The 13,719-nt window shown below is 67.9% G+C and carries 10 protein-coding genes; 2 read left to right on the top strand and 8 right to left on the bottom strand.

All coding sequences use genetic code 11. The features are described from left to right. Positions 1–103 precede the first annotated feature (103 nt). The 8 genes from J2X52_RS14650 to map form a co-directional block, all read right to left on the bottom strand. Positions 104–1,462, bottom strand: coding sequence for an AcvB/VirJ family lysyl-phosphatidylglycerol hydrolase (locus tag J2X52_RS14650; protein WP_310154885.1), 1,359 nt, complete (start codon positions 1,460–1,462; stop codon positions 104–106). Then, the gene (mprF, locus tag J2X52_RS14645; protein WP_310154882.1) at positions 1,459–4,044 is read right to left on the bottom strand and encodes a bifunctional lysylphosphatidylglycerol flippase/synthetase MprF; all 2,586 of its coding nucleotides are present in this window, start codon (positions 4,042–4,044) and stop codon (positions 1,459–1,461) included. Before mprF ends, J2X52_RS14650 begins: the two co-directional genes overlap by 4 nt. A 252-nt stretch (positions 4,045–4,296) precedes the next feature. Further along, positions 4,297–4,785, bottom strand: a complete 489-nt coding sequence (locus J2X52_RS14640; RefSeq protein ID WP_310154879.1) for an 8-oxo-dGTP diphosphatase — start codon at positions 4,783–4,785, stop codon at positions 4,297–4,299. Positions 4,786–5,100: 315 nt separating this feature from the next. Next, the gene (gene dapE / locus J2X52_RS14635; protein ID WP_310154877.1) at positions 5,101–6,237 is read right to left on the bottom strand and encodes a succinyl-diaminopimelate desuccinylase; all 1,137 of its coding nucleotides are present in this window, start codon (positions 6,235–6,237) and stop codon (positions 5,101–5,103) included. A gap of 107 nt (positions 6,238–6,344) precedes the next feature. After that, positions 6,345–6,701: a Spx/MgsR family RNA polymerase-binding regulatory protein gene (locus tag J2X52_RS14630; protein WP_310154874.1), complete on the bottom strand. Its 357-nt coding sequence runs from the start codon at positions 6,699–6,701 to the stop codon at positions 6,345–6,347. An 82-nt stretch (positions 6,702–6,783) separates the two neighbouring features. Then, positions 6,784–7,617, bottom strand: a complete 834-nt coding sequence (gene dapD, locus J2X52_RS14625; protein ID WP_310154871.1) for a 2,3,4,5-tetrahydropyridine-2,6-dicarboxylate N-succinyltransferase — start codon at positions 7,615–7,617, stop codon at positions 6,784–6,786. Positions 7,618–7,645: 28 nt separating this feature from the next. Beyond that, a complete protein-coding gene (glnD, locus tag J2X52_RS14620) occupies positions 7,646–10,228 on the bottom strand; it encodes a [protein-PII] uridylyltransferase (RefSeq protein ID WP_310155038.1) in 2,583 nt (860 codons plus the stop codon). Positions 10,229–10,277: 49 nt separating this feature from the next. Next, complete coding sequence (map, locus tag J2X52_RS14615; RefSeq protein WP_310154869.1) at positions 10,278–11,060, bottom strand: type I methionyl aminopeptidase; 783 nt, start codon at positions 11,058–11,060, stop codon at positions 10,278–10,280. Between the two features lie 559 nt (positions 11,061–11,619). Between map and rpsB the strand changes: the two genes are divergently transcribed. After that, positions 11,620–12,432 (top strand): 30S ribosomal protein S2, encoded by an 813-nt coding sequence (rpsB, locus tag J2X52_RS14610; protein ID WP_310154867.1) that lies wholly within the window; start codon positions 11,620–11,622, stop codon positions 12,430–12,432. Between the two features lie 130 nt (positions 12,433–12,562). After that, positions 12,563–13,441, top strand: coding sequence for a translation elongation factor Ts (gene tsf / locus J2X52_RS14605; protein ID WP_310154865.1), 879 nt, complete (start codon positions 12,563–12,565; stop codon positions 13,439–13,441). The last annotated feature ends 278 nt before the right edge of the window (positions 13,442–13,719 follow it).

Raw genomic sequence — 13,719 nt, 5'->3', positions numbered from 1 at the left:
GTAGGAGCGCGCTCGCGCGCGATCGGGCGTTATCGAAAATGCCGGATCGCGCGCAAGCGCGCTCCCGCAGTTTCGTGATCGAGCACTGCTGGCTGCGTGGCGCTCAGCGCGCCGGTTCTTCTGCTGCCGACGCGCGTACACTCTCGACGATCAGATCGGCGAGCCGAGCATAGTCGCCGCCGAAGTGATGACCACCAGGCAAGGTGCGCACCGTGACGTGGCCCGGCGGCAACGAGGCGCAGGTCGCGTCGCTGTCGCCCTCGCCTTCGATGCACAACGTACGGTCGGCCGACAGACGCAGCACTTCCGGCGCGATCTCCAGCGCATCGTCGTCGCCGGCCGACAGCCAGTTGCCGAGGTGAAACTCGAACGAGGCGCGCTTGCCCAGCCCCATCAACACGGTGTGCGCGACGGTCGCGCGCGTCGGGGCCGGCAAGCGGTTGACCGCGAACGGCAACACGTCCGCGCCCTGCGAGTAGCCGATCAGCAGTACCCGCGGGCGCTGCCAGCGCATGGCGTACGCACGCACCACGCGGTCGAGATCACGGGCCAGTCCGTCGGGCGTCCGCGCAGACCAGAAATAGCGCAGCGAATCGAAGCCGACGACCGGAATGCCGCGCGCGGCGAGCGCGGCAGCAACTTCGACATCGAGGCCCGCCCAGCCACCGTCGCCGCTGAGCAGTACGGCGAACACCGGTTGCGCCGTGCCGGTTGAGGGCACCTCGATCAGCGGCAGATCGCGGACGTCAGCCGGCGGCGGCGCAGGCAGCGTGCGTGCCGACGCCATGGCGAATGCGCGCACGGCGGCGGCGAGCGGTGGCAATGCAGTGCCGTGCGTACGCACCGCGGAACCACCGATGGATGAAACGAAGGCCTGAAGGATCGGCAACTCTCGAACGTCGCCCAGTGCCAACCACGGCGTCGCCAGCTTTGGAACCGCCCGGAGCGTCACCGTGCTCGGCACCGGCGTCGATGCATTGAACAACGTCCCCGCACCCTTGCATGGCGGCTTACCAAGCGCGAGCGGCGGCAAGGCACCGCGTGTGATCACGCCGGCGAAGACGCCGCGATCCGCCTGCGCGGCCATCGCATAGACGATCGCGGCACCCGCGCCCTGCCCCACCAGCACCGGCGGCCGGTAGTCCGGCAAGCGCGCGTAGCCCTGCAGCCAGTGCGACAGATTCTCGAGGTCGCCATCGGGAAATGCGCAGACGCCGGCGTCCTTGGCGAATGCGGCCTGCAGATGTTTCACGTCGATGGAGGCCACCAGCGCGCCTTCGCGCGCGAGCGCAGAAGCGGTCGCGGCGTCATGTCCTGTGCCGAGCAGCAGCACGGTATGCGTCGCCGGCTGCGCCGGGCGGGTCAGCGCGATGTCATGGAAGAAACCGTGACTGACCCGCTCCTGCGCAGCCGCAGGAAACCCGAACGACAACGCGCACACGCAGATCCACACCAGCCTCATTTCGACAGCACGCCGCGATAGCCACCGGCGATCAGCGCCGCGGCATCGGCCAGCACCAGCAACGGCGCCACGCCACCGGGCGTGGCCAGATAGCGCGCATTCCACTGCGGATCGAACTTGTCCTTGAACGCGCGCAGACCGCGGAAGTTGTAGAAGTGCTCGCCGCGTGCGAACAGCAGCCGGCCCATGCGATGCCAGTTAGGCGCCAGTGCATGCGCGGCCATGCCCGACAGCGGCGCCATGCCGAGACCGAACTGCACGTAGCCGGCGTCCGACAGGTACTGCAGCAAACGCGCGAACAGGAAGTCCATCGTGCCGGGCTGCGCATCGGGGAGATGCCGCATCAGGTCGATGCTGGCCTCGGCCTCGGCCTCGCCAGTCGCGGGATCGCCCGCAACGAGCAGGCTCGCGAAAGCGATGATCCGCTCGCCATCACGCACCACCGCCACAGGATTGCGCGCGATGTAGGCCGGATCGAACGCACCGATCGAGAAGCGCTTCTCTGCAGCGCGATGTTCGCCGAGCCAGGCATCGGACACCGCGCGCAGCGCCGGCAGCGCGGCCGGCACATCGACGGCGTCAATGATCGCGAAGGTCAGCCCTTCGCGCTCGGCGCGGTTCACCGCGGTGCGCAGATTGCCGCGGCGCTTGCCCTGCAGCGAAAAGCCTTTCAGCGGCACGCTTGCGTACTCGCCGAGCTTGAACAGCCGCAGGCCGGCGTCGAGATACAGCGGCAGCGCGTCCTGACCGACCTGGTAGAAACAGCCGCGCGCACCGGCATCGCGCGCGTGCTCGAGAAACAGCCAGACCAGCTCGGGCCAGGATTCGCGCGGGCCCACCGGATCGAACAGCGCGATCCACGAGCGGCCCTGGCGGCCGTACATCAGAAACGCATCACCGGCCTCCGAGAACAGCAGGTGCTTGTCACCGGTCAACACCAGACCCGCGTCGGCCTGCGACTGCGTGCGCAGAATCGCCTGCGCCTGCGCAAGCTGCGCGGCATCGGGCAAGGGCGGTGCGGGCATGCCCGGCCGCACCAGCTGGCGCAGCGCCAGCACCAGGGCGACCACCGCGACCGCCACCATCGCGCGCAGCGAACGCGGCGCCTCGCCCGACACCGCGAACTGCCACCACAACTGTTGGCCGTAGGCGACATCGCGATAGGCGAAGAACAGCAGACCCGTGACCACAACACAGATCACCGCCATCGCCAGCAGCCAGCCACCGGTGAACGGCACGGCGAGCAGCGACGCCCGACGCTTGAACGAACGCCGCGACGCCAGCAGTGCGAGCAGCAGCGCCGACAGCACGACGGCTTCGGTCAGTGCCAGTCCCTTGGGCAAGGCGAACAGCAGCGCGAGTGCGACCAGCACCACCGCGGCCCACCACGCCGCATCGAGCCGACGCAGCAACGCGCGGGCGACGAACAGCAGCAGCACGCCGATGATCGAACTCAGGAAATGCGCCGCCTCGACCAGCGGCAGCGGCAGCACCTGCAGGGCATGCAACGCGCGACCGGTCGCCGGCGTCGCACCGGAGACCAGCAGCATCACCGCCGCGACCAGCGTGGCTGCGGCGAGCACGCGCGGCGCGAGGCCGGACAGGAAACGTCGTGCCGGCGTCGCCAACTGCCCGGTTTCGTGGGCGATCAGCACGCCCAGCGCGATCACCAGCGGCAATACGTAATAGACGAGCCGGTACAGCACCAGCGCACCCGCGAGTTCGCCGGCCGGCACGCTGCTGCCGAGCGCGACCAGCATGACCGCCTCGAACACGCCCAGGCCGCCGGGCACATGGCTGATGACGCCGATGACCACGGCTGCCGCATAAAAGCCGAGGAAGGTCGCAAAGCCGACCGCGCCCTCGGGCAGCAGCAGCCACAGCACGGCCGCCGCAGCGGTGATGTCGAGCACCGACAGCGCCAGCTGCGTCCACGCGAGTCGCGGCGACGGCAACCGCAGGCGCCCGATGCGTGTCCGCACGTGACACAGCGCCAGCACCCCCAGCACCGCACCCATGGCCGACGCGCCACAAGCGGCGACTCCCCATGCGGGGAGAGGCAACAGCGGCGCGAGCGCGGCGGCATCCCACCACAGACCGGCGCCGCCGACTGCGCAGGCGCCGAGTCCGAACACCAGGGCATTGAAGACGATGGCTCGCGACACGGCCGCCGGCTCCACCCCGGCCGCGCCGTAGAGCCGCATCCGCACTGCGCCGCCGGTGAACACGCCCAGGCCGATGGTGTTGCTCAGCGCATAGGCGACGAAGGCGGTCTTGGCGATGGTGCGCGGCGGCACGCGGGCGCCGACATAGCGCAGCGCACTGGCGTCGTAGCCGACCAGCGCGGCGAAGCTGACGGCGGTCGCCAGGACCGCGAACGCGATCCGCACGCCGGGCGTGGCTTCCATCGCGGCGACGATGTCGTCATAACGCAACTCGTGCCAGAAACTGCGCAGCGTGAACACCAGTAGCGTGCCGATGCCCAGCACGCCGGCGACGATCACGATCCGACGCAAGGCGTCGGCATGCGCGAGCACGCGGGCAGTCACTGCCTGCAGCGAACGTCGGGACGATGACGCCATGCGAACCCTCGCCTGCACCCTCACACGATTGCGGGGCGCGATGGCGGCGGAGCATACACCCCGCCGCGCTGGCATCAGTGCAACCGCCTTGCGGCATTCAACGTGGAGATGGGCAAGGCAGGCATGCCTGCGGCGCAGCCTCGGCGTGGACGCACCCGCCGCACCGCATCACGCGCAAACGCACTCCCGCAGCGCCGCTACGGGTGAGCCATCAACCAGCGCGCCGCACCGATCCCGGCGCGAAGCCGCGTCCTACAACCGCGAGAACGACCACGACTGCATGCGCCCGTCGCGGTACGGCATCACCCCATGGAACGCGCGCGGATCCGCATCGAACACCAAGGGCAGGAACTGGCGATCGCCCTCCCACAGCGGCAGATCGAGGATGCGGTCGACGTCGATCCACTCCAGCGCGCCTTCGGGGTTCGAGGTCATCGGCGTGCCCTGCCAGGCTTCGATGACGAACAGGAAGCCCAGCCAGTCCTCGCCGTGCTTGCCGAAGCCCGGCCAGCTGATCGTGCCGCGCAGCGTCATCGCCTCGCAGGTGATGCCGGCCTCTTCCATGATCTCGCGGCGCATGCCGGCGACGACGTCCTCGTCCGGCTCGACCTTACCGCCAAGGCCGTTGTACTTGCCGAGGTGATGATCACCGGGCCGCGCATTGCGATGGATCATCAGCACCTGACGGCGATCGGGCGAGAGCACGTAGCCGAGGGTGGCGACGATCGGGGTATAGGGCATCGGTGCGGTCGAGTTTCGGCGAGGCCGGCGATTGTAGCGACACCGCGCCGCAGCCTTTCGTCCCTCCAGCGGGCGGTCGACGAATGCATGGCGGATTCCGCCCGGCTCCGCTGACTTTCAGGATCCGGCACGCACATGCCGTGATCGCCTTCCGGATAGATCGAAGACGTTGGAGTCCGGCCTTCCCCGGACGTGCGCGTTGCAAGCGCCTGCAGCGTAGGGCTGCGGGCGCGACAGGCGGCGGCGACGCCGCCGCTCTTGGCCTCATCTTCTGCGGGCAGCGTGATGGCAGGCTGTCAGTGCGCGGCCATCGGGTCAGGGGCGATCAGGCAGCAGTCGCACGATCAGCGCTTCGTAGAGATCAGGCAGCGCTTGGAGATCGGAGACGCGGACGTGTTCGTCGATCTGGTGGATGCTGGCATTGACCGGCCCGATCTCGATGCACTGCGCGCCCAGTGGCGCGATGAAGCGCGCATCCGAGGTGCCGCCGCCGGTGCTTTCTTCGGGCGGCGCGCCGGCGAACGCCGTCAACACGTCGCGCGCCGCCGCGCGCAGCGGGCCCTCCGGCGTATAGAACGGCTCGCCGCTGCGGTGCCAGGCCAGCGTGTAGTCGAGCCCGTGGCGATCCAGCAACGCCGCGATCTCGGCCTCCAGCGTCGGCGCATCCCAGTGCGGCGTGTAGCGCAGGTTGAACTGCACGGTCGCGGTACCGGGAATCACGTTGGTCGCGCCGGTGCCGGCGGCGATGTTGCTGATCTGCAGGCTGGTCGGCGGGAACGATTCGAAACCCTCGTCCCAGCGGCGCGCGACGAGTTCGGCGAGCGCCGGCGCGGCGTCGTGGATGGGGTTGCGCGCCTTGTCCGGATAGGCGACATGGCCCTGCACACCGCGCACGGTCAGCGTCGCCGACAGGCTGCCGCGGCGGCCCACGCGCAGCAGATCGCCGAGGACCGCGGTCGACGAGGGTTCGCCGGTGATGCACCAGTCGATGCGCGTACCGCGCTCGGCAAACGTGCGCGCGACGCGGCGCACACCGTCGATCGCCTCGCCTTCCTCGTCCGAGGTCAGCAACACGGCGAGCGTGCCGGTGTGGTCGGGGTACGCGGCGACGAATCGTTCGGCCGCGACGACGAACGCCGCGACGCCGCTTTTCATGTCCGCCGCGCCGCGGCCGTAGAGCACGCCGTCGCGGATCTCCGGCGCGAAGGGATTCGACGCCCACGCCTCGACCGGGCCACTCGGCACGACATCCGTGTGGCCGAGCAGCACCAGCACCGGCGCGCCCTGCCCGTGCGTGGCCCAGAGATTGTCGACGGCGCCGTAGCGCAGCGACTCGATCGAAAAACCCGCTGCCTGCAGACGCGCGGCGATCAGCGCCTGGCAGCCGGCGTCGTCGGGTGTGATCGACTGGCGTGCGATCAGGTCGCGGGTGAGATCGAGGACGTCGGACATGGAACTCTCGTGTAGGAGCGCGCTCGCGCGCGAAGAGGCTTTGCCGGGAACGCACCATCGCGCGCAAGCGCGCTCCTACAGGGCGGCTCTGCCGCGCGCCATCTGCATCAGTCGATACCGAAGCGCTTCTTGAAGCCGTTGTCGGAAAATCCCTGGCTGATCTCGCCGTCGTCGGTGACCACCAGCGGACGCCGGATCAGCTGCGGATACTCGCGCAGCAGCAGCTTCCACTCGGCATCGCTGGCCGCGGCCTTGCGGTTGTCCGGCAGCTGGCGCCAGGTCGTCGAGGACTTGTTGACCATCGCCTCGAAACCACCGAGCTTGCCGGCCCAGTCGACCAGCGTCTCCGGCGTCGGCTTGGCATCGCGGTAGTCGACGAACGTGTGCGCGACGCTAAAGCGGTCGAGCCACTTGGTCGCTTTTTTGCAGGTGTCGCAGTTCTTGAGGCCGTAGACGGTCGTCATGGGACATCCAGATGGTCTTGAAGCCGCGCCCGCTTAAGAGCGGGCGGGTGAGCCGCATTCGCGCGATGCTCGGCGGGACAGCTCAGTCCGCCAGGCCGCGCAGCAGATCGTTGACACTGGTCTTGCTGCGGGTCTTCTCGTCGACCTGCTTGACGATCACCGCGCAATACAACGAGTGCGAACCGTCCTTCGCCGGCAGCTGGCCGGAGACGACGACGCTGCCCGGCGGCACGTAGCCGTAGCTGACGTCGCCGGTCGCGCGGTTGTAGATGCGGGTCGACTGGCCGAGGAACACGCCCATGCCGATGACGCTGTGGTGGCCGACGACGACGCCTTCGACGACTTCCGAACGCGCGCCGATGAAGCAGTGATCCTCGATGATCGTCGGGCTGGCCTGCAGCGGCTCCAGCACGCCGCCGATGCCGGCGCCGCCGGACAGGTGCACGTGCTTGCCGATCTGCGCGCAGGAGCCGACGGTCGCCCAGGTGTCGACCATCGTGCCTTCACCGACATACGCACCGATGTTGACGAAGCTCGGCATCAGCACGACGTCGCGGCCGAAATAGGTGCCGCGGCGCACGGCGGCACCCGGCACCACGCGCACGCCGGCGGCCTTGAACTTCGCTTCATCAAAGCCGGCAAAGCGCGCTTCGACCTTGTCCCAGAACGGCGCCGGCTGCGCGTCGACGAGCGCCATGTCGTTGGTGCGGAAATACAGCAGCACCGCTTTCTTCAGCCATTCGTTGACCTGCCAGCCGCCGTTGCCGTCGGGTTCGGCGACGCGCAACTCGCCCGATTCCAGGCCCTGCATCGCCTGCTCGACCGCCGGTTTGACGGCATCGCAGATCTCGGCGGCGGTCAGTTCGGCGCGGCGCGCGAACGCATCCTCGATGGTGGTCTGCAGGGCTTGGGTCATGACGGGACTTCGTGGGGAAAACGGGGCGTTATCGTGCCACGTCGCCGTCGATCGAGGCGAGCAGCGCGGTTCGCAGCGCGTCCTGCGAATCTTCGTCGAGCAGACGGCCGGCGCTGTCGCTCAGCCGGAACACGTCCTCGACCCGCTCGCCGAACGTCGCCACGCGCGCGTCGTGCACGCGCACGCCATGCGCGCGCAGCACGTGGGCGACATTGGCCAACAAGCCGGGTCGGTCCGTGCAGACCAGGCTGAAGACGGTATGCCGGGCATCGGCACTGGCATTGAACTCGATGCGCGGTGGCACCCGGAAATGCCGCAGATGCCGCGGCTGTGCGCGGCGCGCGGGCTGCAGATCCAGCGCACCGGTGAGCGCCGTGGTGAGCGTGCGCTCGATGGCGGCAAGCTCGAGGTGTTGCCGCGTGTCAGCCGGCAGCACCTGGAACAGGTCGAAGATCGTGCCATTCGGTCCGTCGAGCGCACGTGCCTGCTGGATCACCAGGCCAAGACGGTCGAGCGTGATAACGATGGCCGAAAACAAACCGTCGCGATCCGGCGAATGCACGAAGACTTCCAGCGCCTGCGCGCCTGCGGCGAGCCGGCGCACGCGCACGACGACATCGCCGTCGACGGTGTCGCGCAGACCCAGCGCCTGCCAGACCACCTGGTCGGCGCGGCCGCGCAGGAAACTCTCTTGCGGAATCCGCGTGAACAACGCGTCGGCTTCGGTGTCGCCCACGCCATGCGCCGACAGCAGGCCGCGCGCGCGATCGCGCGCCTCGGCGATGCGCTCGACCGCCGCCACCGGATTCTCCAGTCCACGCCGCAACGCAAGACGCGTGGCACTGCGCAGATCCGTCAGCAGCCGGTCCTTCCACGCGTTCCACAGCTTCGGCGAGGTGCCTGCGATGTCGGCGCAGGTCAGCAGATAGAGATAATCGAGCCGTTCGCGGTCGGCGACTTCCGCCGCGAACTTGTGGATCACCGCCGGATCGGAAATATCGAGCTTCTGCGCGCTGGTGGACATCAGCAGATGGCGCCTGACCAGCCATTCGACGAGCGCAGTGTCGGGCTCGCCGAGGCCGTGGCCCTCGCAGAATTCCCTCGCATCGACTGCGCCGAGTTCGGAGTGGTCGCCGCCGCGTCCCTTGGCGATGTCATGGAACAGACCGGCGATCAGCAGCAGTTCGGGCTTGCGCAGCTGCGGCCAGACCTCGTGCGCGCTGGAGAAGCGTTCGTCCGGCGCCTCGGACGCGAAACTCGCGATGTTGCGCAGCACCGCAAGTGTGTGCTGATCGACCGTGTAGACGTGGAACAGGTCGAACTGCATCCGACCGGTGACGTTGGCGAACTCGGGAATCCACACACCCAGCACGCCCAGCCGCGCCATGCGTTCGAGCGTGCGCACCGGAATCGGCCCGCGCAGCAGGTCCAGGAACTGCTCGCGCAATTCGGTCGACGCGGTGCGCCAGGACGGCAGCGCATGGAGCGACTCGGCCAGCGCGCGCGCGGTCTGCGAATGCAGGCCCCGGAGCTCCTGGTGATCCGCCCACATTCCGAACAGGTCGAACACGCGGGCGATGTCGCCGCCCGGCCAGACGTCGTCGCGCGCGACCAGATAACCACGCTGGCTGCCGAACTCGGCATCGAGCGGCTGCAGCGTGCCCTCGCCTTCGATCTGCTCCTCGAACCGCTGCAGCAGGCGTTCGCTGATCCGCTGCACCACCGAGGCGCTGCGGTAGAACTCCTGCATCATCTTTTCGACTAGCCGATTCTCAACCGGCGCATCGTCCGCGGCCTCGACGTGATGCAAGCGCGCGGCGAGCGCCTTCTGGTAGTCGAAACGCAGGCGTTCCTCGGCCTTGCCGGCGACCAGATGCAGGCCGAAACGCAGGCGCGACAGCGTGCGCCGTTCTCGTTCCAGCGTGGCGTGTTCGTCGACGCCGAGCTGGCCCAACGCGATCAGCTCTTCGGTGCCGTAAACGCCGAGCACGCGCCGCGCCATCCAGCGCAGGTTGTGCACGTCGCGCAGGCCGCCAGGCCCGTCCTTGATGTTGGGTTCGAGATTGTCGGCCGTGTCACCGAAGCGCGCGTGGCGCATCTCGAGTTCGCGGCGCTTGGCGTGGAAGAAATCGTCTGCCGGCCAGACCCTGGTATCGGCGATCGCGTCCATCAACGCGCGGACCTCGCCGATATTGGCCAGCAGCGGCCGCGCTTCCAGCAGCGCCGTCAGCACGGTCACATCGTCGGCGGCGCGCGTGCACTCCTCGAAGCTGCGCACCGCATGGCCGACCGGCAGGCCGAAGTCCCACAGCAGCGCGAGCATGCGGCCCAGCGCTTCGGCGTGCTCGGTCTGCGCCTGCGATGTGGCGATGACCAGCAGATCGATATCGGAATGCGGAAACAGCTCGCCACGGCCATATCCACCGACCGCGAACAGCGCCAAGGGCGCATCGCCCGGAATGCAGCGCGCCCAGGCCTTGCGCACCCAGCCATCGACCGCATTGGCCCGCGCGGCGAGCAAACGGTCGATGTGCTGGCCGGCATCGAAGCCCTGGGCCAGGCGCGCGTCATGCGCAGCAAGCGCGGCACGCGCCTCCGCCACCCATGTCATGTCGTCGCTGTCGGCGCCGGGGACCTGGGGGGCGGTGCGCTCGGCCACGTCAGAGGAACGCGTCGTTGTCGTCGCCGGGGATACGGGTCAGCACGTCCACGCCATCGGCGGTGACGGCCACCGTGTGCTCCCACTGCGCCGACAGTTTCCGGTCCTTGGTGACGACGGTCCAGCCATCGGGGAGCACCTTGGTGAAGCGCGTGCCCTCGTTGATCATCGGCTCGATCGTGAAGGTCATGCCTTCCTTGAGGACCACGCCAGCGCCGGGCGTGCCGTAGTGCAGCACCTGCGGCTCGTCGTGGTAGACCTTGCCGATGCCGTGGCCGCAGTACTCGCGCACGACACTGAAACGCTGGCCTTCCGCGTACCTCTGGATCGCGTGACCGACATCGCCGAGTGTCGCGCCCGGCTTCACCTCACGGATGCCGCGCCACATCGCCTCGCGCGTCACCTCGACCAGGCGCCGCGCCATCACTGACGGCGTGCCGACGAAGTACATCCGGCTGGTATCACCATGCCAGCCGTCCTTAATGACGGTGACATCGATATTGATGATGTCGCCGTCCTTGAGGACCTTGGCGTCGTTCGGGATGCCGTGACAGATGACGTTGTTGGCCGAAATGCACGTCGTCTTGGGATAGCCCTTGTAGCCGACGTTCGCAGGAATCGCGCCCTGGACCCGGATGATGTGGTCGTAGCAGATGCGGTCCAGTTCCTCGGTCGTCACGCCCGGCTTCACATGCGGAGCGACGATCTGCAGCACCTCGGCGGCCAGGCGACCGGCCACGCGCATCTTCTCGATTTCTTCGGGCGTCTTGGTGTGGATACTCATGGCGCTATTATCGCCGAATTGAGCCCACCAGGGGGCGACTGAGCGGTCAACATCCGCGAACTCCAGTGGAAGCTCGCTCGCCGCAACCGGGACGCCTTCGTATGAGCCTGCGTCGGCAGGCGCAAATCGCGCCGGACTACCGTGCGCATTTACTGCATGAATCTCCGGGTGTGCGCGTCCATGGGCGCGGTGGACGCGAGCCTGCGGTCCGCCATACGGAATCCGCTTGCTGACGCCAGCCGCTCGCCCCATGTCGCATGCACGCTGTCGCGAAGCGAAAATCCGGGCCACGTCCGCATGCCCCCCAGCATCTGGGGCCTGTCGCACCCGCCGGCGATGACTGCTACACTTCCGCTGCTGTGCGGGGTGACCCGCCGCCGATGCCGGGCGTCACCGGTAAATTCACACCTGCTGCAATGTCCCGTGCCGGGGTGCCTCGAATGAGGTTCGGTCACGGAGGCGGCAGGGAGGCCCAACCCCGGAACCATCGCCCCGCCCCGTGCGGTGCAACCGCCCATACCCGACCGTGGCGGCCGGTTCCAATGCCAGGAGTTTCACAATGCCCCAGATCACCATGCGCCAGATGCTGGAAGCCGGCGTCCATTTCGGCCACCAGACGCGCTACTGGAATCCCAAGATGTCGCCGTACATCTTCGGTGCCCGCGGCAAGATCCACATCATCAACCTTGAGAAGACCGTTCCGCTGTTCAACGACGCGATGAACTTCATCTCGGGTATCGCGCAGAAGCGCGGCATGATCCTGTTCATCGGCACCAAGCGCAGCGCGCGCGAAGCGATCAAGGAAGAAGCCGAGCGTTGCGGCATGCCGTTCATGACCCAGCGCTGGCTCGGCGGCACGCTGACCAACTTCGCCACGGTGAAGAAGTCGGTGTCGCGCCTGAAGGAACTGGAAGCGGCCGAAACCGACGGCACGTTCGAGAAGCTGGTCAAGCACGAAGTGCTGGGCCTGCGTCGCGAGCGCGACAAGCTGGAAGCCTCGCTGGGCGGCATCAAGGATATGAACCGCCTGCCCGACGCGCTGTTCGTCATCGACATCGGCCATGAAGACATCGCCATCAAGGAAGCCAAGAAGCTCGGCATTCCGGTGATCGCGGTCGTCGACACGAACTACGATCCGGCCCTGGTCGACTACGCCATCCCGGGTAACGACGACGCCATCCGCGCCGTGCAGCTGTACGCGAACGCCGCCGCCGACGCCGTGCTGGAAGGCAAGGCAGCCACCCCGAGCGCGGCGACCGTGCGCGAGGAAGAGTTCGTTGAAGGCGGCGAGAAGCCGGCCCGCGCACCGCGTGGCAAGAAGGCCGAAGACGCCGCCCCGGCCGCCGCACCTGCAGCACCTGCGGCCGAGTAACCGCCGCGACATGCGGCCGTCCCATGCTGGACGGCCGCGCATCACGCCCTGCGCGGGGTACCGCGCAGTCGGCGTCGATCCGTGAGGCGGGCATTGCCCGCACGACATTCCCCGAATTCAGAGGTCTCCAATGGAAATCACCGCATCCCTTGTCAAGGAACTGCGCGAGCGCACCGGCGCCGGCATGATGGAGTGCAAGAAGGCGCTCAGCGAAACCGCAGGCAACATCGACGCGGCCGCAGAGGCGCTGCGCAAGTCCGGCCTGGCCAAGGCCGACAAGAAGGCCGACCGCGTCGCCGCCGAAGGCCGCATCGCTGCTGCCCAGAACGACAGCGTCGCCGTGCTGGTCGAGATCAACTCCGAGACCGACTTCGTCGCCAAGGATGACAACTTCCTGCGCTTCACTGACGTGGTCGCCCAGACCGCTCTGGCCTCCGGCGCCGCCGATGCCGACGCGCTGAAGGCTGCGAAGGTCGAGTCCGGCGACACGATCGAGGAAACCCGCGCTGCGGTCATTTCCAAGGTCGGCGAGAACGTGCAGATCCGCCGCCTGGTCCGCGTCGAGAGCGCGAACAATGTTGCGGCCTACGTGCACGGCGGCCGTATCGGCGTGCTGGTCGAGCTCAAGGGCGGCGATGTCGACCTGGCGCGTGGCTTGGCGATGCATGTCGCCGCGATGAATCCGCCCTACAACAAGGCGAGCGACGTCCCGACCGATTTCGTCGAGAAGGAAAAGGAAATCGAGCTGGCCAAGATGTCCGAGAAGGACAAGAGCAAGCCGGCCGACATCCTCGAGAAGATCATCAGCGGCAAGATGAGCAAGATCGTCAACGAGGTCACGCTTTACGGCCAGCCCTACGTGCTCGACACCGACAAGACCGTCGAAGCCGTGCTGAAGGCCGCAGGCGCCGAAGTCGTTGGCTTCCAGCGCCTGGCCGTCGGCGAAGGCATCGAGAAGGTGGTCGAAGATTACGCTGCTGAAGTGATGAAGCAGGCCGGTCTGGCCTGATTCGTTTGCGCACATCGACGCTGCGGCGTCGATGGTGTGACTCGATCGAAGCAACGCGCCTGCAAGGGCGCGTTGCTTTTTTTTCATCTGCTGAAGCGGGGAATCACAGTCGCCCTCGTGAGGCGTTCACCAGTGGGCCGGGTGCAGAGGGCGTGCTGACCGATCGTCCGGGTGCCCCGAAACGCCCTCGCCTTGTGGATGTCGGTGACCACAATGCCGGCGCGAGCCCGGCTCCGGGAAGATCGGACATGGCGCGTCCAGCAGAAAATCTCGCGCCG

Source organism: Luteimonas sp. 3794 (assembly GCF_031456825.1).
Lineage (GTDB): Bacteria > Pseudomonadota > Gammaproteobacteria > Xanthomonadales > Xanthomonadaceae > Luteimonas.
This window is presented reverse-complemented; position numbering and strand designations above follow the sequence as displayed.